General features: G+C 52.9%; 19 protein-coding genes, 1 pseudogene and 1 riboswitch. Of the genes and pseudogenes, 16 read left to right on the forward strand and 4 right to left on the reverse strand.

Annotated elements, in window-relative coordinates; translation table 11 throughout:
* Window positions 1-34: 34 nt before the first annotated feature.
* The 7 genes and pseudogenes from hrcA (at window position 35) to IPG22_11890 (ending at window position 8,675) form a co-directional block, all read left to right on the forward strand.
* Entirely contained in the window at window positions 35-1,156 is a 1,122-nt protein-coding gene (hrcA, locus tag IPG22_11860) for a heat-inducible transcription repressor HrcA (GenBank protein ID MBK6588980.1), read from the forward strand.
* 58 nt (window positions 1,157-1,214) lie between these two features.
* A complete protein-coding gene (locus IPG22_11865) occupies window positions 1,215-2,105 on the forward strand; it encodes a nucleotide exchange factor GrpE (GenBank protein ID MBK6588981.1) in 891 nt (296 codons plus the stop codon).
* Between the two features lie 36 nt (window positions 2,106-2,141).
* Entirely contained in the window at window positions 2,142-3,947 is a 1,806-nt protein-coding gene (gene dnaK / locus IPG22_11870; protein ID MBK6588982.1) for a molecular chaperone DnaK, read from the forward strand.
* A gap of 660 nt (window positions 3,948-4,607) precedes the next feature.
* Window positions 4,608-5,709: pseudogene (gene dnaJ / locus IPG22_11875) on the forward strand (molecular chaperone DnaJ).
* Between the two features lie 167 nt (window positions 5,710-5,876).
* Window positions 5,877-6,269, forward strand: a complete 393-nt coding sequence (locus IPG22_11880; protein ID MBK6588983.1) for a DUF1398 family protein — start codon at window positions 5,877-5,879, stop codon at window positions 6,267-6,269.
* A 34-nt stretch (window positions 6,270-6,303) separates the two neighbouring features.
* Window positions 6,304-6,957 carry a pentapeptide repeat-containing protein gene (locus IPG22_11885; protein MBK6588984.1) on the forward strand — a complete coding sequence of 218 codons (654 nt, stop codon included), beginning with the start codon at window positions 6,304-6,306 and terminating at the stop codon, window positions 6,955-6,957.
* A gap of 224 nt (window positions 6,958-7,181) precedes the next feature.
* Window positions 7,182-8,675 carry a hypothetical protein gene (locus tag IPG22_11890; protein ID MBK6588985.1) on the forward strand — a complete coding sequence of 498 codons (1,494 nt, stop codon included), beginning with the start codon at window positions 7,182-7,184 and terminating at the stop codon, window positions 8,673-8,675.
* 283 nt (window positions 8,676-8,958) lie between these two features.
* Here IPG22_11890 and IPG22_11895 read toward each other — a convergent pair whose 3' ends face one another.
* The 3 genes from IPG22_11895 to IPG22_11905 all read right to left on the reverse strand — a co-directional run bounded on the left by IPG22_11895 (window position 8,959) and on the right by IPG22_11905 (window position 10,915).
* On the reverse strand, window positions 8,959-9,726 hold the full coding sequence (locus IPG22_11895) for a class I SAM-dependent methyltransferase (protein ID MBK6588986.1): 768 nt from the start codon (window positions 9,724-9,726) through the stop codon (window positions 8,959-8,961).
* Window positions 9,727-9,730: 4 nt separating this feature from the next.
* Window positions 9,731-10,177: a GatB/YqeY domain-containing protein gene (locus IPG22_11900; GenBank protein MBK6588987.1), complete on the reverse strand. Its 447-nt coding sequence runs from the start codon at window positions 10,175-10,177 to the stop codon at window positions 9,731-9,733.
* Between the two features lie 171 nt (window positions 10,178-10,348).
* On the reverse strand, window positions 10,349-10,915 hold the full coding sequence (locus tag IPG22_11905) for a hypothetical protein (protein MBK6588988.1): 567 nt from the start codon (window positions 10,913-10,915) through the stop codon (window positions 10,349-10,351).
* Between the two features lie 268 nt (window positions 10,916-11,183).
* Here IPG22_11905 and IPG22_11910 point away from each other — a divergent pair, with 268 nt between their 5' ends.
* The 4 genes from IPG22_11910 to IPG22_11925 all read left to right on the forward strand — a co-directional run bounded on the left by IPG22_11910 (window position 11,184) and on the right by IPG22_11925 (window position 16,003).
* Complete coding sequence (locus tag IPG22_11910) at window positions 11,184-12,596, forward strand: beta-lactamase family protein (GenBank protein MBK6588989.1); 1,413 nt, start codon at window positions 11,184-11,186, stop codon at window positions 12,594-12,596.
* Window positions 12,597-12,598: 2 nt separating this feature from the next.
* Window positions 12,599-13,213, forward strand: coding sequence for a class I SAM-dependent methyltransferase (locus tag IPG22_11915; protein MBK6588990.1), 615 nt, complete (start codon window positions 12,599-12,601; stop codon window positions 13,211-13,213).
* 52 nt (window positions 13,214-13,265) lie between these two features.
* Window positions 13,266-13,374, forward strand: a riboswitch (TPP riboswitch).
* Between the two features lie 36 nt (window positions 13,375-13,410).
* The gene (thiC, locus tag IPG22_11920) at window positions 13,411-15,357 is read left to right on the forward strand and encodes a phosphomethylpyrimidine synthase ThiC (protein MBK6588991.1); all 1,947 of its coding nucleotides are present in this window, start codon (window positions 13,411-13,413) and stop codon (window positions 15,355-15,357) included.
* A gap of 16 nt (window positions 15,358-15,373) precedes the next feature.
* Window positions 15,374-16,003 (forward strand): class I SAM-dependent methyltransferase, encoded by a 630-nt coding sequence (locus IPG22_11925; protein MBK6588992.1) that lies wholly within the window; start codon window positions 15,374-15,376, stop codon window positions 16,001-16,003.
* On the opposite strand, the gene IPG22_11930 is transcribed toward IPG22_11925, so the two are convergent.
* Window positions 15,993-17,363, reverse strand: coding sequence for a Gfo/Idh/MocA family oxidoreductase (locus IPG22_11930; protein ID MBK6588993.1), 1,371 nt, complete (start codon window positions 17,361-17,363; stop codon window positions 15,993-15,995). The genes IPG22_11925 and IPG22_11930 overlap by 11 nt on opposite strands.
* Before the next feature lie 182 nt (window positions 17,364-17,545).
* Between IPG22_11930 and IPG22_11935 the strand changes: the two genes are divergently transcribed.
* Genes IPG22_11935 through IPG22_11955 form a run of 5 tightly spaced genes read left to right on the forward strand, consistent with a single transcriptional unit; the run spans window position 17,546 to window position 22,805 of the window.
* Window positions 17,546-19,099: an oligosaccharide flippase family protein gene (locus IPG22_11935; protein MBK6588994.1), complete on the forward strand. Its 1,554-nt coding sequence runs from the start codon at window positions 17,546-17,548 to the stop codon at window positions 19,097-19,099.
* Entirely contained in the window at window positions 19,096-19,977 is an 882-nt protein-coding gene (locus tag IPG22_11940) for an FkbM family methyltransferase (protein MBK6588995.1), read from the forward strand. Before IPG22_11935 ends, IPG22_11940 begins: the two co-directional genes overlap by 4 nt.
* A 12-nt stretch (window positions 19,978-19,989) precedes the next feature.
* Window positions 19,990-20,937, forward strand: coding sequence for a glycosyltransferase family 2 protein (locus IPG22_11945; protein ID MBK6588996.1), 948 nt, complete (start codon window positions 19,990-19,992; stop codon window positions 20,935-20,937).
* Entirely contained in the window at window positions 20,938-21,702 is a 765-nt protein-coding gene (locus IPG22_11950; GenBank protein ID MBK6588997.1) for an FkbM family methyltransferase, read from the forward strand.
* Window positions 21,703-21,704: 2 nt separating this feature from the next.
* A complete protein-coding gene (locus tag IPG22_11955; GenBank protein ID MBK6588998.1) occupies window positions 21,705-22,805 on the forward strand; it encodes a glycosyltransferase family 4 protein in 1,101 nt (366 codons plus the stop codon).
* The last annotated feature ends 84 nt before the right edge of the window (window positions 22,806-22,889 follow it).

Genomic DNA, 22,889 nt, shown 5'->3' on the forward strand with positions numbered 1-22,889 from the left:
GAACAGCATACGCCCCGTTGGCTGTATGCATCAAATGAACCAAATATCTGGTCGTGCCGGTGAAAAAAATACCGTTTTCCCCGATTCCCGCGGTCAGGTTATCTTAACGGCCATAATAAACGAACACTTTGTCACGGGCGAGCCTGTCGGTTCGAAAGTGCTTGCCGACAAGTTTGCGAATCTCGCCGGAATGAGTTCGGCAACGATCCGCAACGTGATGGGTGAACTTGAGGAAATGGGGATGCTTGAGCAGCCTCACACCTCGGCCGGACGGGTTCCCACCGACAAGGGGTACAGGTTTTACGTTGACAATCTGCTCGGTGTTTTGAGCATCTCGAATGACGACCTCTTTCGCATAGGCGAGGAATACGGTTTGAATTCGCTTGATATTTCAGACACGCCGGACCGGTTGATGGAACGTACTTCCCAGTTACTTTCAGCTCTTTCTAATAATGTGGGCATCGTGGTTTCGCCGTCTTTGGCGAGTGATCGCCTGCAGCATATCGAGTTTGTTAACTTGAGCGACAACCGCATCCTCGTCGTTCTGGTCTCAGCGCCGAATATTGTCCATAACAAGATAATCCGGCTCAACGTGACCTTTTCGAAGGAGGAGTTGGAACGCACCGCAAATTATCTGAACAGGGAATTTGCAGGAAAGAGTTTGGCCGAGATCCGTGCAGAGATCATGAAACTGATGCACGAGGAAAAGGCCTTGTTTGACAAGCTTCTTCAAACGGCGGTGATCCTTTGTTCTGGCAGTATCGAGGACGAGGGCGACCGGCTGGGCGAAGTTTTTGTGGACGGCACGTCGAATATTCTTTCGAAAAGCGATTTTGCCGACCTCGAACGCCTGCGTGACCTTTTGAGAACTATAGGCGAGAAGTCGCGTCTGATGCAGATCCTCACCGAATGCATTGAACGCGAAGCGGCCGCAAAAGGCGATGTTCAGGTCTTTATCGGTTCTGAGAACCGCACGCCGTCCTTTCAAAACTGTACGCTGATATCGGCCCCATACCGGGTTGGCAACAGTTCGGCGATCGGAACACTCAGCGTACTCGGCCCAACCCGGATCGAATACGCGCGAATGATCTCGATAGTCAGCTATGTCGCCCGCACGCTTGAAAAATTGATGTCGGCAGACCTTTCGAAAAACTAGATCCAGCGTTCGTTCCTGCCGCGCTGCCTAACAAATGAACCCCAAAGTACCAATCCCAATGCCCAACGAATCGCTCGATGAGCTCGATATGGATGCATTTGCCTCGGTCGATGATTTCATCAAGGAACTCGAAGCAAAGGAAAAGGACCTGCACATAACGTCGGATCTGAAGATCGAGATCTCAGAGTCAGAGTATGACCCGCGGGCGGTTCCGGACTTTCTTCCGCAGGAAATCGCTCAGGAACGTATGCAGAGTCAGGGTGAATCTCCGGGAGGCTTTCAACAGCCGGGATTGAAGACGCGTGTCTTTGAGCTTGAGAACGAGATCGATACGCTCAACAGGCGTATTTCGGAGCTTCGAGCGGAGAGGAATGACGTTCAGGAAAAAAGCGACCGACGGTTAAAGGATTTTGAAAATTACAAGTACCGGATGGACCGCGAACGCCGCGGTGCCTTCATCGATCAGATAAGTAACCTTGCCCAGCAGATGCTGCCTGTTCTCGACAATCTGGACCGGGCGATGGGGGCACTCGACAGGTCGCAGGCCGAGAAATCTGCTGAATTCCAACAGTTTTACGACGGCATCGCTCTCGTTCATCAGCAGGTGAACGAAGTCTTTTCCGAAATGGGCGTTCAGCCTATAGCGACGGTTGGCGAGCCGTTCGATCCGAATTTCCACGAGGCAGTCGCAACGGAGGAGCGGAGCGATATCCCCGGAAATACTGTGTCCGGGGAACTGCTTCGCGGCTATCGAATTGGCAACCGTGTGATCCGCCATTCAATGGTGAAAGTCACTCTCGGGCCTCAGCCGGTAAAATTTGCTTCTCCGGAGGATGCCGGTCCGGCGCCTGAAGGAGAAATTGTCCTTCTCTCATCTCCCGAAAACGAACTCCCCGATCTCGATCCGCCGTATAACAACGAGGATGAGAACAGCCACCCCGCAGAATAATCACATCACCAAAACCCCTCAAAGGAATTCAAAGCTATGGGCAAAGTAATAGGTATCGATCTCGGCACAACAAACTGCTGCGTCTCCGTTCTGGAAGGCGGCACAGTCCAGATCATCTCCAATAAAGAAGGCGGCCGCACAACGCCGTCGGTCGTAGGTTTTACCGATAAAGACGAGCGGCTCGTCGGCCAGATCGCCAAGCGTCAGGCTGTGACTAACGCTGCGAACACGCTGTACGCTGTCAAGCGACTGATCGGCCGCAAATTTGAGTCGCTGGAAGTCGAGAAGATGCGTACGACCGTACCATTCGAGATCGTCAAGGCACCTAATGGCGACGCTCACATCCGCGTTCTCGACCGTGTTTACAGTCCGCCAGAGATATCGGCAATCGTGCTTCAGAGATTGAAGCTCTCGGCTGAAGAATTTCTCGGTGACAAGATCACGGAAGCTATCATCACCGTTCCGGCATATTTCGACGACATGCAGCGTCAGGCGACTCGCGATGCGGGTAAGATCGCCGGCCTTGAGGTCGAACGCATCATCAACGAGCCTACGGCCGCTGCTCTCGCCTATGGATTTGGCAAGAGCAAGACCGAAAAGGTTGCCGTCTATGACCTTGGCGGCGGTACGTTCGATATTTCGATCCTCGAGATCAACGACGGCGTTTTCGAAGTGCTGTCTACCTCGGGCAACACGTTCCTCGGCGGTGAGGATTTTGACCATAGGATCATTGATTGGCTGGTCGAGGGATTCCTCACGGAATTCAACATCGACCTCCGCGGTGACCGCCTCGCGTTGCAGCGTTTGAAGGAAGCCGCTGAGCGTGCAAAATGCGAACTTTCGAGCGTAACGGAGACGAACATCAGCCTGCCGTTCATCGCGGCTGATGCGACAGGGCCAAATCACATCAACATGACGCTCTCGCGAGCCAAGTTCGAAGAGCTGGTCCAGGATCTCGTCGAATCGTCGGTAGAGCCGTGCCAGAAAGCTCTGTGGGATGCTAAGTTGCAGCCTTCGGATGTTGATAAGGTCATCCTGGTCGGCGGCCAGACGCGTTCGCCGATCATTACGAGAACGGTTACAGAAGTTTTCGGCAAGGAGCCGTCGGCGGAGATCAATCCGGACGAGGTCGTCGCGATGGGAGCTGCTATTCAGGGCGGCGTTCTTACCGGCGATGTTAAGGATATCGTCCTGCTCGACGTTCTGCCATTGAGCCTCGGTCTCGAGACTCGCGGCGGTTTGTTCGTCAAACTTATTTCACGAAACTCGACCATTCCGCTCAAGAATACGATGACGTTTACTACGGTTGTCGATAATCAGCAATCGGTCGAGATCCACATTTTGCAGGGCGAACGCGAGATCGCTTCGGCAAACCGCTCGCTCGCGAAATTCGAACTCGTCGGCATTCCGCCGGCACCACGCGGTGTTCCGCAGGTCGATGTTTCGTTTGAGATCGACGCGAACGGCATTGTCAGTGTTTCGGCTAAGGACAAGATGACGGGCCTCGAGCAGGCTCTTCAGATCACGCCTTCGTCGGGGCTCTCGCCGGACGAGATCGAACGCCTCATCATCGAGGCCGAAACGTCGATCGAGCGTGACAAGGATGAAAAGGAACTGATCGTCGAGAAAAATCGTCTCGATACGCTGGTTCGCAACTCACGCCGGGCAATGTCCGAGATCGGCAAATCGTTCGATCTGCAGGAGCAGCAGGCGATCAACGAGATCCTCAACGAGGCTGAATCGATGCTCGAATCAGGCAGCGTCGAGGAACTGAAGATCCAGTTCGACAAGGTCGAAGGCGCCGCCAACCGCATCACGACAGCGATGCTGAATATGTCCTAAGACAGATCTTGAGCTAATGCGCAAAAAGGCCGCCTGCAAGGGTGGCTTTTTTGATTGGAGAGCGACGGGAGCGCTGGGCGTCCCGCTTGCAACGCCGGAACACCACGAGCTTCGCCGCGGGCAAGCGAGACGCTCGCGCTCCAGTCGGATTCGACCGGAATTTTTGTGAAATTTCCGTTTTTCGCTATCTTTACCAAAAAATACGGCATAAAAAGTGTGAATCGTTTCACACTTTTGCTAAATCGAAGTCTCAGATGCCGGTAAATACTGGGTTTCAGCGAACAGGACCACATCGATCGGGCGAAAAATCGCCAATGGGTATGTAGAGGTAAATAGGGCGTTTTTACGTCATTGCCGGCAGATTGGTAGAGGTATTTGGGAGATTGTTCAAATGTCTCTTAAGAGGAAATCTGCGGATGGAGAACGGTGCGAAATCCCGCGCGTGAGCAAGGGCGATTCACTCATTTTGGGGTTACTTGAATCGAGTTTTTGGTCGAGTGATGGTTAAGTTGGATTAATCGCCCTTGCTCACGCGCGGGCTTGGGCAATGCCTGGGCTTTTGCATCGGGTTAGGCTCAAAAGTTGAAAAAAAAGTAAGGTTGTCGCAAAATATAAGAGCGTCAGTTCTTTCGATGGACTGTCGCATTTTTAGATTTATAAATGAGCAAACGAGATTATTACGAAATTCTGGGCGTGACGAAGACCTCGACCGAGGTCGAGATCAAGCGTGCCTATCGAACCCTCGCGGTTCAGTATCATCCTGACAAGAATCCTGACAATCCGGCGGCGGAAGAGAAATTCAAAGAGGCTGCCGAGGCGTATTCCGTGCTTTCGGATGCGCAAAAGCGGGCGGCGTACGACCGTTTTGGGCATCAAGGCGTTGGTGCCGGTGCGGGCGGCGGATTTGATCCCGGGTTTTCTAATATCGAGGATATCTTCGATATTTTCGGGTTCGGCGATATGTTCGGCCAGCAGGGCAAACGGCGGACGACGGTTCAGCGGTTCGGATCTGAGATACGATCTCGAAATTTCGCTTGAGGATGCCGCAACCGGCAAAGACGAAAAACTTCGCATCCCGCGTTTAGAAACCTGTGACGAATGCACCGGCACGGGAGCCGAAAAAGGCACGACCGCCGAGACTTGCGTCACGTGCGGCGGCAGCGGGCAGACGCGATATCAGCAGGGCTTTTTCAGCGTAATGCGGCCATGCGGCAATTGTCAGGGCAAGGGCCAGATCATTAAATCGCCGTGTAAAAAATGCCACGGCCAGGGCCGCGTAGAGAAAGAAAAAACGATCGAGATCAAGATACCTGCGGGTGTCGAGACCGGTTCCCGCTTGCGCGTCACCGGCGAAGGCGAAGCCGGCGTGAACGGCGGGCCGTCTGGCGACCTGTTCATCGTGCTGCACGTGGCGGCGCATGAGAATTTCGAGCGTCAGGGAGCCGATCTTTACGCTGCCGTGCCGGTCACATTTGCTCAGGCCGCACTCGGAGCTGAGATCGAGGTCAAAACGCTCGACGGCGTTGAAAAGCTGAAAGTCCCGTCGGGAACACAGACCGGTACCGTCTTTCGCATCAAGGGCCAGGGAATGCCAAACCTCGGCCATCGCGGCAAAGGCGACCTTTTTGTCGCCGTCACGCTTGTGACGCCAAAGACGCTGACCAAAGAACAGCGAAAGCTGCTCGAACAGCTCGCCGAGATCGAGGATGTAGATTTTTCGGACGAGTCGTTCATCGATAAGGTGCGGAATATTTTTGGGTAGAGCCCGGGAACGCAGGAGCCCTCGCCTGCAACGCCGGTTCCTCCGGCGTGAAGCCTCGGCAAAGAAATACTCGTGCGTTGTAAAATGGCGGCGTCTGTCACACCGCAGAAACTGCGGCGTTGCAGGAGAGGGCGCCTGCGTTCCAGTCATTTGCCGCTGATAAAATAATGTTTACTCTCGAACAGATACACGAAGCCCATTCACGCGTCACAAGTGGTGCGGATTTTCCGCAGTTCTTGCAGGATCTGATCGAGCTTGGCGTTACCGGTAACAGCATTTTCGTGGCCGATGGCCATGCGGAATATTGGGATAAGGACGGAGAGCGGTTGGTTTCTGACGCGGCGTATCCCTCGACAGAAATAGCTGACGCGTGCGACGTCGATGAGTTTAAAGCCAGGTTGAAGCTACATCAGCAGGGCGGTACTGACTATCCGAAATTCTGCAGCGACTGCGCAGAAACCGGCGTCGACCATTGGACGATCGACATGGCTGCTATGACGTGTACCTATTTCGACAAAGCCGGGAACGCTGTGCTGGTCGAGCAAATTCCGACGCCGTGACCCGTGTCAGAACCGCCTCCCGTAAGGGGGCGGAATGACGTCAGCGAGGATCCAATGCAACGGTTTTGAAAGCCCCGGCACCGTTCCGCCCGCTCACGCAGGCGGTTCTGACCATATGGACGCTCAATATTACGAAGATCAGGAATTTGACGGAGTCGATCTTCAGGAAGAAGATCTTACCGACAAAGAATTCGAGAGCTGTGAATTCTTGCGATGTGATCTCTCCAAATCCGATCTCAGTGGGACGGTTTTCGTCGATTGCGTCTTTCGTGACTGCAATCTATCGCTGGTGAAACTAAAGGAAGCCGCCCTGAAAACAGTCGATCTTTTCGATTGCAAGATCGTTGGCGTAGATTTTGGCAAATGCAGCGATTTTCTTTTTGCTGTGAGTTTTCAGAATTGCCAGCTCGACTATTCGTCTTTCTTCCAGAAGAAATTAAAAGCAACGCGGTTCGCGGACTGCTCGCTCAAGGAATCCAATTTCACGTCCGCCGATCTCACTTCTGCAGTGTTCCACAACTGCGATCTGATGAAAGCCTCGTTCGTCCAAACCAATCTCGAAAAGGCCGATTTCCGCACCGCGTTCAATTACAGCCTTGCCCCGGAACTGAATCGTGTTAAGGGCGCGAAATTCTCACACGCGGGAATCGCGGGGTTGCTGGGGAAATATGATATTAAGATCGATTAGACGCAGCGCATCTATTAGCTTCCGAGGAGCGAAATGATTGTAGAAGCAGGAGTGGCGAGTCGAATATGGCTCTGCAAAAGCGGCATTAGCCGGGCCGAAAATAGGGTACAGATTTGACGGATCGGACGGATTTACACGGATATGAAAAATATCATCTTTGAAGGTCCGTTACATCCGTTTTATCCGTGTACTATTTCCGTAGATACAGTGGATACCGAATTGATATGAAATTGCTATCATCCTTCGCTTTTGTTTTTGTTCTAACTGCAGGGCTTTTGGCTCAGTCGCCTTCGAAGGTGATCAGCCAGGCTAACAAGGCTCTTGGCGGTGAAAAGCCGCTTAAAGCGATTACTTCGTGGCAGCAGACGGGGAAGATAACGCGTGTTTCGGACGGGGCGGCTGGCAATTATTCGGCGTTTGGGTCGGGTGGGACGTTCTACGGCGGGATGTATGATCTGAACGGGTTTGAGGTTGCTTACGGCTACAACGGGAAGTCGGGCTGGATACGGGATTCGAAAAATGGGTTAAAAACGCTGACAGGAGAAGCCGGGAATGCCTTTCAGGCGGAGGCGGTGTACCGCAACACCCGCTGGCTAAGGGCGAAGGATGAGAAATCGAAGCTCACCGCCGGTGGTACAGCGACTGTCAATGGAAAGCCTGCAAACGTCGTCGTGCTGACCACAGCAAAGGCGGTAAAGCTCAAGCTTTTCTTCGATGCGGCAACCGGAATGCTGGTTCGCGAGGAAGTGCCGCAGGGCGGGAAGTCGTTCGAGTACAGCGATCATCGGGTTGTTAATGGCGTACCGACGCCGTTTGCGTTTCGTTTTGCCGATGGAGACGAGACGTATGACGTTAAGCTTGATGACGTTAAATACAACGTCGCGGTGGCTCGTTCGTCGTTCGACTTTCCGAAGATGGCGGGCGAACCGCTGCCGGATATTCCGAGTTTGCTGAATGAGATCCGGGCGAACGCTGACAAGGTCGATGAGATCCTCGAAAATTACAGCTACACCGAGACCCGCATCGACCGCGACCTGAACAGCAACGGCGACTTTGTTGTCAAAGGCTCTGAAAAGCGTTCGTACACGTTCTACAAGGGCTATCGTATCAGCCGGACTCTCGAGAAAAACAACAAGCCGCTTTCTGCTTCGGATCAGGCGAAAGAAGATCGGGACGTCGAAAAACAGGTCGCTGAGATCGAAAAAAAGATCGCGGAAAAAGAAAAGAAAGCAGTAGCAGCCGGCGTTGTCGGCCAGCCGAAGGGCGAGGGGCAGAGAATTACGATCGCCGAATCTCTCAAGGGATCGCTCCTGACGAACCCTCGCCGCGAGCGTTTTAAGAACCGCGATGTGATCGTTTTTGACTATGAGCCGAATCCGGCCTTCAAGCCGCAGACGCGAAACGAGAAGCTTTTTGCTCTTTGCAACGGAGCCGTTTGGGTAGATACTGCCACGAAACAGGTAGTGCGGTTGGAAGCGGTTTTGACGCAAAGTGCCGGGAACTTCCTGGCGAAGGCGAAACGCGGAGCATCGTTCAGCCTCGAGAATGAGATCGTCAACAACGAGATCTGGCTGCCGTCGCAGGCTGACATCAACCTGCAGATCAAGATATTGTTCGCAGGCATAAACATCAACAATCTCATCAAATATGGCGATTACCGGCGGTTCGAGACCGAGGTCAAAGATGCGACCGTTGGGGATGAGAAGAAGCCGGACTAATTGTTCTCCTCAGCTGTTTTTGCCCATGAATTGCCACTAGCTTTAGCTAGTGGACAAGGTATGTAGAATAAAAGGCTTTAGCAAAAGCCTTATCAGGAATTCGGCTAAAGCCTTTGTTTTGTTAGACCACAACCACTAGCTGAAGCTAGTGGCAACTCAAAAAGAGACAGGAAATTAGCCACGGATAGGACGGATTTACACGGATATTTAAATAGATCTGTGTGAATCCATCTTGTCCGTTTATCTGTGGCCTATTTCTTCCAGTGGTTGAAGAACCCGGTCGCTATCGCTCTTCGGTTCTGACTCCGACAACTTCGAACAAAGCATTCTTAAAAAATACTTTTTTCAATAACGCGTCGAGATTTGTCAGCGGGGCGGATCGCTGGGCTTTTTTGGTCGCGGCGATCGTGGTGTTTTGCTGGAAAACTTTGAGCGGGAGTTTGGCAAAAACGTCGGCTATCTGTTTTTCGCTGAGGTGGACGGTGTGGTCGGCGAAGGCGGAGAGTTCGAATTTGAGACCGATCGCATTCCACGCGCCGTGGGCTCGCGAGGCGAGATCGTAGAACGGGTGATGGACGTTGACCGTGAAATAAAGCAGCCCGCCGGGTTTTAGAACGCGGATTATCTCGTCAACCACGGCGAACGGCCGCGTCGCGTGGTCAATGACGTTGTCGCTCATGACGATGTCGAATGACGCGTCAGCGAATGGAAGTTCCTCACCGATCGCAGCCACGGTCGGAGCGGTTTGCTGGATGCGTGGAAAGAGTTTTTTGTAGTCGACCGCCAACGGATCGACGCCGACGCCGAAGCTGTTCGCGATGCCGAAAACCAGGCCGTGAGCACCGCTGCCGACCTCGAGGACCATGTCGGATTCGCGAAAAGGCTTTATCGATTCCAGCTTTTGACGGACTTGCTGCGAACGAAGGAAATTTGTCCGGACGAGCTCGGCTTCGTGCGGCGAATATGCGGCGGATTTGTGTTCCTGGTAATCGAGCTGGCGTTCGAGAGCCCGCCGGCCGCGTTCCTCCAGCTTTGATTCGGCCCAGCTCATTTGATTATGACAGTTTCGATTTTACGGTTTCGCTGACGAGTTTGCCGTCGGCGGTTTTGCCGGCGAGGTTCGCGAGGGCCGCTTTCATCAGCATTCCCATGTCCTTCATCGTCGAAGCTCCGGTCGAGGCAACTGCGGCATCGACGGCGGCGGCGATCTCTTCAGGCGTCGCTGCCTGCGGCAGATAGACTTCGATGACGGCGATCTCAGTTTTTTCTTTTGCGGCAAGGTCGCTGCGTCCGGCGGCTTCGTACTGCTCGATCGAATCTCGCCGCTGCTTGACGAGCGACTGCAGGGCTTTTGAGATCTCTTCGTCGGTCAACTCACCGCCTTTGTCGATCTTGCGGTTCATCAGGTTGGCCTTGACCATGCGAAGCGTCGAGAGCTTTTCAGCCTCTTTCGCCCGCATCGCGGTCGTCATATCGGCGATTATTGTGTCGAGTAAACTCATAGGTTCTGAGTTTAAATCTAGTTCTCGCGAGGTACAAGCCCGACGCACAAAACGTCTAGAGATCGTCAATTGTAAACGGGCAGATTGTTATTTGGAAGGAGGAATTCTTCTGCCAATTAACAATCAGCCAGTTTACGATTGACAATTAGATCCAAGCAATTCTCCTAGCTATCACTTAATGGTCGAGCCGACGGCCTTTAGCCAGTCGTAAGGTTTTTTGACGACGGCGAGCGTTTTGCCAAAGAAGTTCTTTTTTTTGGGTTTCGAGGCTATCTTCGCGTTCATTTCGTATGTTTGCGGAGCCTGGTCGGCGATAGCTCGCGGGTATTCAGTACGAGGGCGAATGGATCGGGTTTTGAATTCGACAGGTTGGTAAACGTTGTACGTGACGCTGACCGGACGCAGATCGTCGGCAGTATTTTGAGATACGAAAGTGTTGAGAGCAGGACGTTTACGGGCAACATAGCGGGCCGTCTGCGGAGCGGAGTCAGGACGCGGATAGAAGGATCGCTCGATCTCGTAGGTTTCTGGAGTTTCGTCCAGAGAGTCCGGGTCGAACTCCGCGATCTCTCCATTACCCACGAATGGCTCAACCACGTTGCTCTTTAAACTTCGGTCAGTCGCTTGCTCGTCAACCACGAGGAACGACGTTTCGGCCGCCGGATCGCTTGAATGATACGCAATAAAACCTAACTGAAGACAGAAAACGCCCGATATCGCCAGTACCAACTTTTTCATTTTCCCGGACCCCCGTGTATGAATCGTTTATCAATGATAAACATTCTTGTGATTAGTATAGCGCTTAAGGCAAAAGGTTGCATAAGCGGATCTTTTCAATTTTCTGAACTGGGAATTAACAAAACTGCGTTTTACACGCATTTTCATGGGAATTGTTCCCAAAGCTTGTCGCAGAAGATCGCTGGCCTCAAAATTCGCATGCGGTACTCTTAGATTTTCGCGTACAATCGACGAATTAAAGGATTTTTGGTTGGGAGAAATGGCAGCCGTGAAGAAGCAACTTAAAGCGTGGGCTCTGGTCGTATTGCTATTTGTTTTTGTGTCGTTCGCGCGGGCCGATTCGCTTGATACGTTCATCACCGGCCAGATGAAGCAGCGAAAGATCCCGGGCGTATCGATCGCCGTTCTGCGTGACGGAAAGGTCGTGAGGGAGAGTGGCTACGGCTTTGCCGATCTCGAATCGCAAACTCCGGCAACAAAGGATAGTGTCTATGAGATCGGGTCGATCTCAAAGCAATTCGCCGCAGAGGCCGTAATGCTCCTGGTCGAGGATGGTAAGATCAACCTCGACGATCCGATCACAAAATACCTGCCCGCAAATGCTCCTGAAATCTGGCAAAAGATCACGACCCGCAATTTGCTGAATCACACTTCGGGCTTGAAGGACTGGACAGAAATAAAGGAGTTCTCGTACCGACGTGAATATTCGGCGGAGGAGTTTGTCGATCTGGTCAAGGGTTTTCCGATCGGATTTCAGCCGGGCGACAACTGGCTTTATTCGAACACGAATTTGCCGCTGATCGGCATTATCGTCGAAAAAGCGAGCGGGCGGACGTTCGAGGAGTTTGTGACCGAGCGAATAATCAAGCCCTTGAATTTTCCGACCATTCGGTTCAAGCATCAGGAAGATGTCGTTGCAAATCGAGCATCGGGCTATGTTTTGCGAAACGATGTTTTGAAAAACGGCGAGCCGTTTCGGCCAAAAGTGATCGCCGCGAGCGGCGGCATATTGGCAACCGCAACCGACCTTGCCCGCTGGTGGGAAGCGGTGATGAAAGGCCGCGTAGTGAAACCGGCGAGCCTCGACCAGATGCTTACACCGACGAGGCTAAATGACGGCAGATCGGTCGCGCATGGTTTTGCATTCTTTACCGATATGTTCAATGGACACAAGGTGGTGCAGCATTTCGGCTCGACGGTCGGCGGATTTGGCAGCATCGTGCGTTACTACCCGCGGGAAAAAATAACAGTTTCTGTCATCGGCAATCTCGAGGATGGCGGCTTCGGTGCCGAATACATCGCTAAACGCATCGCTGATCATTTTATTCCGGGAGCATTTGCCGACGGTATGAAGGAAACGCCCGATTTGACGCCCGGGCAAACGAAAAACGCGCTTCACATCCTGAGCGAGATCGCCGCCGGTCGATCGACCGGCGAGATGTCGACAAATTATACCGCGAAGGTTCCTGACGCCTTTCGCAAGCAGCTCGCAGAAAATCTGAAACAAATGAAATCTTTCGTTTATCTAGGCCGTGAAAAGATCACAACCGATCATTTCATGCTCGACGCAACGGCGGATGAATTCATTCGCTACCGAATGACGCTTCCGGGAAAGAAAGTCTATTACTATTTCAGGATGAATAAGGAAGGAAAGATCGGTTGGATCCAGGTTGAGGAATAAAGATGGACGATCTTCGCGAAACATTCGGTGATATCGATATTTATCTGTTCGATCAGATCCAGAAAGGCCGGTTTGTGCCCGGGATGAAGGTCCTAGATGCCGGCTGCGGCGGCGGGCGAAATATCTATTGGCTGCTGCAAAATGGCTTCGACGTTTTCGCTGTCGATATCAACCCGGACGCGATCGGCGCTATCCAGGATTTGGCAAAAAGGCTCTCTCCGGGGCTTCCGCAGGAGAATTTTCAGGTCGCATCGCTTGATTCGCTGCCATTTGCGGACGCGAGTTTCGACTGGGTGATCTGCAATGCTGTAATGCATTTTGCCGATGATCGAGAGCAGTTTGACCGATGGCTTTACGAGCAATGGCGTGTACTCAAACCCGGCGGAGCATTTTTTGCACGGCTTGCGTCGTCGATCGGCATCGAGGAACTGCTTATCCCAACCTCGAACGGCCGGTTTTTGATGCCCGATGGATCTGAGCGTTTTGTTGTTGATGAACAAATTCTGAGAGACGCAACGGCGGCTGTCGGAGGCCATTTTCTCGAGCCGATCAAGACTACCAATGTTGAAAATCTAAGGTGTATGACGACTTGGGTTCTCGTAAAAGACGTTGCGTAGCAGCGACGGTCTGTCTGGGCAAAACTGCCGGATTTCGCTAGAATCTTAGAAAGCATGTTTTCAGGGGAGCAAGCCAGCTGAGAGTTGTTCGGTGGAGCCGGACATTACCCTAAAAACCTGACGCGGATAATGCCGCCGGAGGAAGAAAAACGATGAAAGAACAGTTGTCAGATATCAGTGGTCAGTTGTCAGTGGAGATGACCAGCGATCAGGTAAAATTGCCTGCTTCGCGGAAGGTTTATGTTGAGACGAACGGCTCTACGGTCAATCAAAACAAACATAATTTAAGAATTCCGTTTCGCGAGATAGCTTTGTCGCCGTCGAAGGAGATGGACGGCACTATTGTCGAAAATGCTCCGGTTCGCGTGTATGACACGAGCGGCGTTTGGACCGATCCGGCGGAGAAATGTGACGTTCGCGAAGGCTTGCCGGCGTTGCGGCGGGAATGGATAGTCGGGCGTGGCGATGTTGAGGAATACGAGGGCCGCGAGATCTTGCCGCAGGACAATGGTTATTTGACCAAAGGTGCTGAGGAGATCGCGAAGGCGAATGAACGCGGTACGTTGGAAGAGTTTCCCGGCCTGCGTCGTGCGCCGCTCAGGGCAAAACCCGGACATTGCGTTACGCAAATGCACTACGCGAGAAAGGGCATCATTACGCCCGAGATGGAATACGTCGCGATCCGCGAGAATCTTGGGCGACAGGCGGAATACGACAACCTCACAAAAGCAGAACGAAGCGACCGATCGTCTCTGAATCATCAGCATAAAGGTGAGTCGTTCGGAGCGTCCATTCCGACGTTTGTCACACCGGAATTCGTGCGCGACGAGGTTGCTCGCGGTCGGGCGATCATTCCGAACAACATCAATCACCCTGAATCTGAGCCAATGGCCATTGGCCGTAATTTCCTGGTGAAGATCAACGCCAATATCGGTAATTCCGCGATCGCATCAAGCATCGAGGAAGAGGTCGAGAAGATGCGTTGGTCGACGCTGTGGGGTGCAGACACCGTGATGGACCTCTCGACGGGGAAGAATATTCACGCTACTAGAGAGTGGATCCTGCGAAATTCACCTGTACCGATCGGAACGGTGCCGATCTATCAGGCTCTCGAAAAAGTTAACGGCAAAGCTGAAGATCTGACGTGGGAAATTTTTCGCGACACTCTGATCGAACAGGCCGAGCAGGGCGTGGATTATTTCACGATCCATGCGGGTGTGCGTCTGCCGTACATTCCGATGACCGCAAAACGGACGACGGGCATCGTCAGCCGCGGCGGGTCGATCATGGCGAAATGGTGCCTCGCCCATCACGAGGAAAGCTTCTTATACACTAGGTTTAGAGAGATCTGCGAGATCATGCGGACGTATGATGTTGCGTTCTCGTTGGGCGATGGATTGCGTCCGGGCTCGATCGCCGATGCGAATGACGAGGCGCAGTTTGCCGAGCTTGATACGCTGGGCGAACTCACCAAGATCGCGTGGGAGATGGATTGCCAGACGATGATCGAAGGGCCGGGCCACGTGCCGATGCACCTCATCAAAGAGAACATGGACAAGCAGCTCGAGATCTGTGGCGAGGCTCCGTTCTACACGCTCGGGCCGCTGACGACCGACATTGCTCCGGGCTATGATCACATCACTTCGGGCATCGGAGCCGCGATGATCGGTTGGTTTGGCACGGCGATGCTTTGCTACGTCACGCCCAAAGAACATCTAGGCCTGCCAAACAAACAGGACGTAAAAGAAGGCGTTATCACCTACAAACTCGCTGCTCACGCGGCCGACCTCGCAAAGGGACATCCAGGAGCGCAGTATCGCGACAATGCTCTAAGCAAAGCGAGATTTGAGTTCCGCTGGGAAGACCAATTCAACCTTGGCCTCGATCCTGAAAAAGCAAAAGAGTTTCACGACGAAACGCTCCCTGCCGAAGGAGCAAAACTCGCCCACTTCTGCTCAATGTGCGGCCCGCATTTCTGTTCGATGAAGATCACGCAGGACGTTCGTGATTACGCAAATGCTCAGAATATCGAGGCTGAAAAGGCTTTGGCAGTAGGCATGAGCGAGAAGGCGAGGGAATTTGTCGCCACCGGCAGCGAGATCTACCACGGCAACTTGCCGGAAGGCGGCGGCGACCATCATTGATTCAGCGAGAGAAAATATGACTGACGCTTGGACAAGCCGATGGGACGAACGTTACCGCGAAGACGAATTCGCGTATGGCGAAGAGCCCAACGTTTATCTGAGAGAACAACTGGAAAAACTGGACGCCGGAAGCATTCTGTTTCCGGCGGAAGGTGAAGGGCGAAATGCGGTCTTTGCTGCCAAACTTGGCTGGGATATCTTCGCTTTCGACATCAGCTCTGAGGGCAGGAAGAAAGCTCTCAGCCTGGCGGCAAAAAACAATGTAACTATCGACTATCAAGTCGGCGAGCTGCAAGATCTGAACTACACCGACGGTCAATTCGATGCCATCGCGCTCATCTACGCTCACTTTCCTTCCGAGATCAAATCTCAGATCCATCGGTCGCTGGACAGATATTTACGGCCAGGCGGCGTGATTATTTTCGAAGCTTTCAGCAAAAAACACCTCGAATATCTCGCAAGAGATCCCAAAATGGGCGGGCCGAAGGATATCGGCTCGCTGTTTTCGATCGAAGAGATCAAAGCCGATTTTCCAAATTATGACGCTCTCGAATTATATGAAACCGAGATCGATCTGAACGAAGGGCTTTATCACGTTGGACAAGGCTCGGTGATCAGGTTCGTCGGTCGGAAGATTACATCTTGATATCCATCACTTTTTTCGTTTTTCGGCTTTTCTCGGCCATAAAACCCATTACATGACTCTCGATCGACTGGTCGATGGTCGAGGTCAGCAATGACGGGTCTTTTTTGGAGATCGCCAGCAGCCAGTCATTTACCAATCGCCAGTCGCCGCCGCCGTGGCCGTCGGATTCCTGTTTCCATTCGGTTTTCTTGCCGGTCAGGAAATCGGTGTGCGTCATTGAGGTCATATCGCCGACAACATCGCCGAGCGTTCCCATGACGCGGGTTCTCCGGCCGTCGTATGATGTGAAGGCTTCCATTGAGAATGAAGCGGTGACGTTGTCATCGAACAGGATATTGGTGGTGTAGTGGTCGGGTTGGTCGTTTTCCATCCGGTAAACACAGCGGCCGTAGTTGGTTGTTTTCAGATGCTCCATGATGAAATCACCCTGCTCTTCTTTCTTCTCGGGCAGATCAAAGACGTATGTCCACGTCCTCTTGCGATGATAGATCTCGAGTGCCGAATATGGACATGACTTCTCGACCTTGCAGCCGTCTGAACACCGCGCGGTGCTTCCGGCTGGAGCATTTTCTTTTCTAAACCAGCTTAGATCGCCAAATGCCTGAATACTCTTGCTCTGTTTGCCAAGCATCCATCGGAGGATATCGAGATCGTGGCAAGATTTCGCAAGAATTATCGGCGTGGTCTGCTTACTGTTGTGCCAATTCCCGCGAACGTAGGAATGGCTCATGTGTATGTGTTGTATAGGCTCGAGGTGCTGGATCGAGACAACCTTTCCGAGGACGCCGCTCTGGATCAATTCGCGTAACTTGATGAAATATGGAGCATAACGCAGGACATGACAAACGGCGACGATGCGTTTGTTTCGCTTGGCCGACTGCAGGATGTCGCGGCATTCCTTTTCGCTTGGAGAGATCGGCTTTTCGAGCAGAATGTCATATCCCATTTCGAGAGCTTTCATACACGGAGCGTAATGAAGATTGTCGGGCGTGGAAATGATGATCGCATCGGCAAATTTCGGACGCTCAAACACTCTTTCCCATGTATCGAATCTATTGCTCTCAGGGATGTTGTGCTTTTTTGTATATCGCTCGTTCCTGATCTTGATAGGCTCAGCTACGCCGATGATATCTAGATTCTTCGGGTAGCTGACGGCGTAATTCCCATAAACATTCCCGCGCGATCCGGCTCCGAGCGTGATCGCCGTAACGGGTTTATCTAGTTGCAGATCCGACCGGAAAACTCGCTCGGTCTCAGCCGTTAATTCTGATTCAGAAAACCCGGAGGCTGGTAAAACAAGGCTTGCTCCGAGCGAGAGTGAGAGAGTTTTTAATAGGTCACGGCGATTCACTTTAGTCATATATTCGCGAAAATTGTACGGTGAAAAATTTTGTAGCGAAGCAAATATACAGCTTTGCTGCGGAATCTGAAAGCAGAGATCTACTCGACCAGCTTGGTTGGCGGCGAAACAGCCGACAATATCTAGGGCGAGACGTAACAACTAGTTTGACACATCATCCACGCGGTCAATAAACTTCCAAAGTGAATCCAGACCAGATAGCAGCCGATGAGATGGCGCCGGAAGAGGCACCGAGGGGCGGATTGACGACCAAGGTCGTCAAGGGCTCATTCTGGACGCTTGCCGGGCAGGTCGCGCCGTTGGTCGTCTCATTTGTCACGGCGCGGCTCGTGATCGGGATGCTGGGCGACAAGGGCTATGGTGTGCTGGTGTGGGTCAGCCTGATACCGACGTATTTTCTTTTTGGGGATTTTGGGATGGGAATTGCCTCGACCAAGTTCGCGTCACAGGCGTTTGCTGACGGCGATCCTGAGAAAGAAGCACGGATCGTGCGGACGACGGCATTTGTCGCCCTGCTTTCAAGCCTTCCGTTCGCGATCGCGATGTTCGCTTTCTCGACGTGGATCGCGAGGTATTTTGAGGTGCGAGAGGAGTTCCTTGCCGACGCCTCACTGGGGCTGAAACTTGCCGCGATCACGTTTGTGGTGAATTTCATGAACACGATATTCAACACACCGCAGCTCACGCGTCTGCGGATGGATCTGAATACGTTCGTGACGTCAGGGTTTCGGATGCTGGGGATGATCTCGACGCCGGTGGTTTTGTATCTTGGATTTGGGATCCCGGCTGCCGCCGGAGTCCTTTTGGGGGCAAGTTTGCTGACGCTGGCCGGACATCTGTATATTTCAGGCCGCCTGCTGCCGCAGCTTTTTGCCCTGACGCTCGAACGCGAACAGATGCGTACCTTGCTGAAGTTTGGCGGAGCTTTTGTCGGAGCCGGGCTCGCCGGTACAGTACTCGTGAATGCAGAAAAGGGCATTCTCGCGAAAACAGTTTCGACCGACGCTCTGGGGTATTACTCGATCGCATTTACGGTCGCGGCGATCGTGCCAATGTTCTCGGTCGCGATGATACAGTCGCTTATCCCGGCGTTTTCGCAGCTTCAGGGTAAGGAAGACCTGGGAAGGTTGAACGCACTATTCTCCCGCGGCCTACGGCTGAATATGATCGTTACCGTGCCGGCACTGGTCGTGCTGGCGATCGTGGCGAAAACGTTTTTGGCGCTCTGGCTCAAGGATGAGAATTTCGTTCGCGAGAGCCCTCGACCGCTTTATCTTTTGCTGTGCGGTATCGCGTTCAGCGTTCTCGCGCATTTTCCATACGCCTCGATCCTCGCGGCGGGGCGAACGGATATATTTGCGAAACTGTATTGGATCCAGCTCGTGCTATACGTTCCCTTGGTGTGGCTGCTGACGACAAAATTCGGCATCGCCGGAGCGGCGGCGGCGTGGAGCATTCGCGGGATCGTGGATACGTTTTGCCTGTTTGTGATCGCAAAGAATGTGGCGGGAGTTTCATTTCGAGTTCAGCGTGTCGGGCGGTTTTGTATGACAATACTGGTTATGGCACTGCCGCTTGCACTTTATTTTTATCTCGGCGAACTCGATATTTGGGTCGCAGCGGCGACGCTCGTGGCGTTGTCGATATACGCACTTCTGGTTTGGCGTTGGGTTCTCGAGCGTGAGGAACTGATCTGGCTCGCCGAGCGTTTGCGTCTGCCGTTTATTTCTCGATGAAGAATCTTATTATCAAATTTCTCGGAGCCTATTTCCGCAGCGGGCTTCGCGGCAGCAGCCGGTTGACGGAGTTTCTGTCTCAGCGGTTCGAATTTTTGGAAGCGGTGCCATTCGAGACGAACGGCGGCACCGTTTTCGGCGATATGCGAATGCCGGTTTATCGCGGGCTGCTCGTCTATTCGGGACAGGAGACGGACGAAGAGATCGTGATGCGAAAGTTTGTCTCGGCGGGCGAAACGGCGTTTGACATCGGCGTTTTCTGGGGCCTTTACACCGCATATCTCTCGAAAATGGTCGGGCCCACGGGCCATGTTCATTCGTTTGAGCCGAACAGCAGCCTGCATCGCTGTCTCGAGATGACCGCTGAAAAGCTTGGGAACGTGACGCTGCACGGCGTCGCATTATCGGATCGAACGGGCGAGGTCGATTTCTTTGTGCCGTGGGAAGACGCGTCGATGGCGAGCCTAACGAACTGGACAGACGACCTCGGCTGGAAGGTCAACAAAATAACCTGCCAAATGCAGCCGCTCGACGATCTGATCTCCGAGGGGAAGGCCCCGCAGCCCGACTTTATCAAATGCGATGTCGAAGGAGCGGAACTGTCAGTTTTTAGGGGAGCCAGAGCAACACTCGACCGCGTGGATGCACCGATCATAATGTTCGAGGTGAATCCGAAGTCAATGCAGGCATTTGAGGTCGAAGCAGACGCCACATTTCGCTTTCTGCAAGGCCTGGAAAATGCGGAATATCGGTTCTTTGAGGTGGTCAATGGCCGGATCGAACCGGTCTCGGATTTTTCGGGGCTGCACTTCAACAAATGGGGATTTACGAACGCGATCGCCGTGCCCGCATCAAAATGCGGTAATCTAGATATTTGAGCGAGCCGCAAAATGCCGAAAGTCAGCGTCATAATCCCGACATATAACCGGGAAAAATACATCTGCGAAAGCGTGAACAGCGCTCTGCGGCAGACGGTCGATGACCTCGAAGTTATTGTCGTCGATGATGGTTCGACTGACGATACCTCGACGCTGCTCGAAGAATTCGGATCAGACAGCCGTTTTAAGTACCAGCATCAAACAAATCAGGGCCGCTCGGCGGCACGTAATCTCGGGATTGACGCAGCAAAAGGCGATTGGATCGTTTTTTTGGATTCCGACGATCAGCTTGTGCCGAACGCGGTGGAGACGTTTCACAAGCATTCGGCTGAACATCCCGAAGCGGATGTGATCATCGGACGGGCCGAGTTCTTCGATGACGACGGGAAAACGATCCGCGGGCCTTATGCAGAAAATGTCGGTAAGGTCGCACGCGGATTTATTAGAAAGGCGTATCTTCGGGCTCTTCGCGATGTATTCTTTTCGCCGGGAAGCTACATGGTGCGTACAGATCTGATCAGGGCGAATGGGATCCATTTTGACACGGCGTATTCGGCGGCCGAGGATCTCGATTTCGCTTTTCGACTAGCCGCTCACGGCAGTCTTTTTGACACGACGGATATTGTTCAGCGATATAGATTTCATGGGACGAACACGTCAAAGACGGAAGTTCGCCGCACGGCGATCGAGGTCGCGCGAAAACACCTTGCCGAGGTCGTGCCGCAATTTCCTCTCGAAGAACAAAAGCCCGCGATAGCGAGGCTCTATCTCAATATCGGCGACAACTATTTCCTGCTCAATGACAACCGAAATGCGTTTTCGTATTATGTAGCTTCGCTGAAATACGACGCGAGCGTCGTCCGTGAATCGAACGTGATCCGGCAGATAATCTCATCGAGCATTCCCAGCGGACTACTCAAATATTTCAGATACCTGCGGCGCGGAGAGATGGAAAACTAGATGGATGCAATAAAAACGATCGCCTACAAAGCCCTCGATATCGTCACGCTCGGCCGCGGCGTAGGGCGAAACATCGGCGGTGAATACATCAAGTTTCCGGCCCGCTGGAGTAGATATTACGAGGCTGAATACGAACCCGAGACGTTTGCTTTCTTTCGACAGAATGTGAAAAAGGGCGATACCGTCCTCGATATCGGCGGGCACATCGGGCTTTTTGCGGTTGTAACCGCGAGGCTCGTTGGCGCGGGAGGAAAGGTTTACTCATTTGAACCGACGCCGTTCACGCGTGGCGTTTTGCAGGAGGTTGTTGATCTGAACGGCCTTTCGGACATTGTCGAAGTTCGCTCAGAGGCAGTTTCGTCGAAGAGCGGCCAGACGGTTTTCTTTGACACGGGCGATACGATCTCGAACGCCAATTCGCTTGTGAAAACCGAACGCAGCAAGACGGAAATTCCGATCACGCTGATCAGTGTTGACGAGTTTGTAAAAGAAAAGGGCATCAAGCCACATTGCCTGAAGATCGATGTCGAGGGTGTCGAACTCGATGTTCTCAAGGGAGCACGCGAGACTTTTCTCACGCATCGTCCAGTTGCGCGGCTCGGGCTTCATCCGCCGTTCATCACGCAGAACGGGCAGTCGCTGGATGAGATATGGGCGATCCTCGCGGAATACAAAATGCAGGTCATTTTTGAAGGCAAACCGGCCGAGAAAGATTGGTTTTGCTCACAGCCTGCTCTGTTCGACGTTAATTTGTTACCTTTTTAGTGATGCATGTCTGCCACATTTGCGACTCGTCGGTGCAGGGCGATTATTTTCGCAATATCGCCGCCGGGCTTACGCGAAAGGGCGTTCGTGTGTCATTGGTTGAGCTTGGGCCGGGAAAGCCGCCGACGTGGCTGGGAGAATTTTCGGGCGTAACGTATCGTTCGCTGAACGCAGCGGGCAAGAAGCATTATCCCGGTGCCGTCCGTCATCTTGCACGGTTTTTGAAGGCCGAGAAGGTCGATATTCTGCACACGCACCTTTTTTACTCAGGCCTCATCGGGGTTTTGACAAGGCGCTTGGGCAACCGCTCGATCGTCGCCCTGATGCGGCATCACACGAGCGTCGTGCGGATGCTCGGCTCGCGTTTTCATGTCAAAGCCGACAAGTGGATGGCTGAAAAAGCCGATCACGTGCTGACCGTTTCGAACGCGGCCAAGGCGTACATGCTAGATGTGGATGGCATCAGGCGGAATGATATCGAGGTTGTTCATCTCGGGTTTAATTTTGAGCAACTAGCGCCGAGCGCCGTTGATAGATCGCGGATTCGTGCAGAATTCGGCTTTGCTGAAGAAGATATCGTGGTTGGTTATGTCGCGAATTTCGCTCACGGCAAAGGCCATATTCAGCTCGTCGAGGCATTTGAAAAGATCGCGGCTGAGATCCCAAACGCTAGGCTTGTTTTTGCTGGACGCGGCGAGATCGCCGAGGTTAACGAAGCCGCAGCGAAGTTTCCGGCTGGAAAGATCGTTTTCGCCGGCTGGCAAAACGACATCGCAGCGTTTCTAAATGCGATCGATATTTTCGTCCAGCCGTCGCTCTCCGAGGCATTCAGTCAGGTGATAATGGAAGCGATGGGCGTTGGTTTGCCAGTCGTCGCGACCAATGTCGGCGGTGCGAACGAAGTGATCGTGAGCGGTGAGAACGGCGTACTGATCGAGCCGAATAACGTTTCGGCGATATCGAATGAAGTCATTCGCTTGAGTCGCGACCCGGAATTACGGCGGCAGCTTGGCGTCGCGGCAAGAAAAACAGTGACCGAGAGTTTTACGGCGGAGCGGATGGTCGAGCGGCAATTTGAGCTTTATCAAAAGTGGCTCGCTTAGCCGGGAACGCAGGCGCCCCCGCCTGCAAGCGTTCCGCTTCGGGATGCTGACACGAGTGGTGATTGAACTGGTTGAAGAATACTA

This window comes from Acidobacteriota bacterium (assembly GCA_016703965.1).
Lineage (GTDB): Bacteria > Acidobacteriota > Blastocatellia > Pyrinomonadales > Pyrinomonadaceae > OLB17.

Excerpts from the sequence above, each read along its gene's own strand:
- hrcA (MBK6588980.1), top strand. The coding sequence starts at position 35 with ATGAACCAAATATCTGGTCGTGCCGGTGAAAAAAATACCGTTTTCCCC.
- IPG22_11865 (MBK6588981.1), top strand. The coding sequence starts at position 1,215 with ATGCCCAACGAATCGCTCGATGAGCTCGATATGGATGCATTTGCCTCG.
- dnaK (MBK6588982.1), top strand. The coding sequence starts at position 2,142 with ATGGGCAAAGTAATAGGTATCGATCTCGGCACAACAAACTGCTGCGTC.
- IPG22_11880 (MBK6588983.1), top strand. The coding sequence starts at position 5,877 with ATGTTTACTCTCGAACAGATACACGAAGCCCATTCACGCGTCACAAGT.
- IPG22_11885 (MBK6588984.1), top strand. The coding sequence starts at position 6,304 with ATGACGTCAGCGAGGATCCAATGCAACGGTTTTGAAAGCCCCGGCACC.
- IPG22_11890 (MBK6588985.1), top strand. The coding sequence starts at position 7,182 with ATGAAATTGCTATCATCCTTCGCTTTTGTTTTTGTTCTAACTGCAGGG.
- IPG22_11895 (MBK6588986.1), bottom strand. The coding sequence starts at position 9,726 with ATGAGCTGGGCCGAATCAAAGCTGGAGGAACGCGGCCGGCGGGCTCTC.
- IPG22_11900 (MBK6588987.1), bottom strand. The coding sequence starts at position 10,177 with ATGAGTTTACTCGACACAATAATCGCCGATATGACGACCGCGATGCGG.
- IPG22_11905 (MBK6588988.1), bottom strand. The coding sequence starts at position 10,915 with ATGAAAAAGTTGGTACTGGCGATATCGGGCGTTTTCTGTCTTCAGTTA.
- IPG22_11915 (MBK6588990.1), top strand. The coding sequence starts at position 12,599 with ATGGACGATCTTCGCGAAACATTCGGTGATATCGATATTTATCTGTTC.
- thiC (MBK6588991.1), top strand. The coding sequence starts at position 13,411 with ATGACCAGCGATCAGGTAAAATTGCCTGCTTCGCGGAAGGTTTATGTT.
- IPG22_11925 (MBK6588992.1), top strand. The coding sequence starts at position 15,374 with ATGACTGACGCTTGGACAAGCCGATGGGACGAACGTTACCGCGAAGAC.
- IPG22_11930 (MBK6588993.1), bottom strand. The coding sequence starts at position 17,363 with ATGACTAAAGTGAATCGCCGTGACCTATTAAAAACTCTCTCACTCTCG.
- IPG22_11940 (MBK6588995.1), top strand. The coding sequence starts at position 19,096 with ATGAAGAATCTTATTATCAAATTTCTCGGAGCCTATTTCCGCAGCGGG.
- IPG22_11945 (MBK6588996.1), top strand. The coding sequence starts at position 19,990 with ATGCCGAAAGTCAGCGTCATAATCCCGACATATAACCGGGAAAAATAC.
- IPG22_11950 (MBK6588997.1), top strand. The coding sequence starts at position 20,938 with ATGGATGCAATAAAAACGATCGCCTACAAAGCCCTCGATATCGTCACG.
- IPG22_11955 (MBK6588998.1), top strand. The coding sequence starts at position 21,705 with ATGCATGTCTGCCACATTTGCGACTCGTCGGTGCAGGGCGATTATTTT.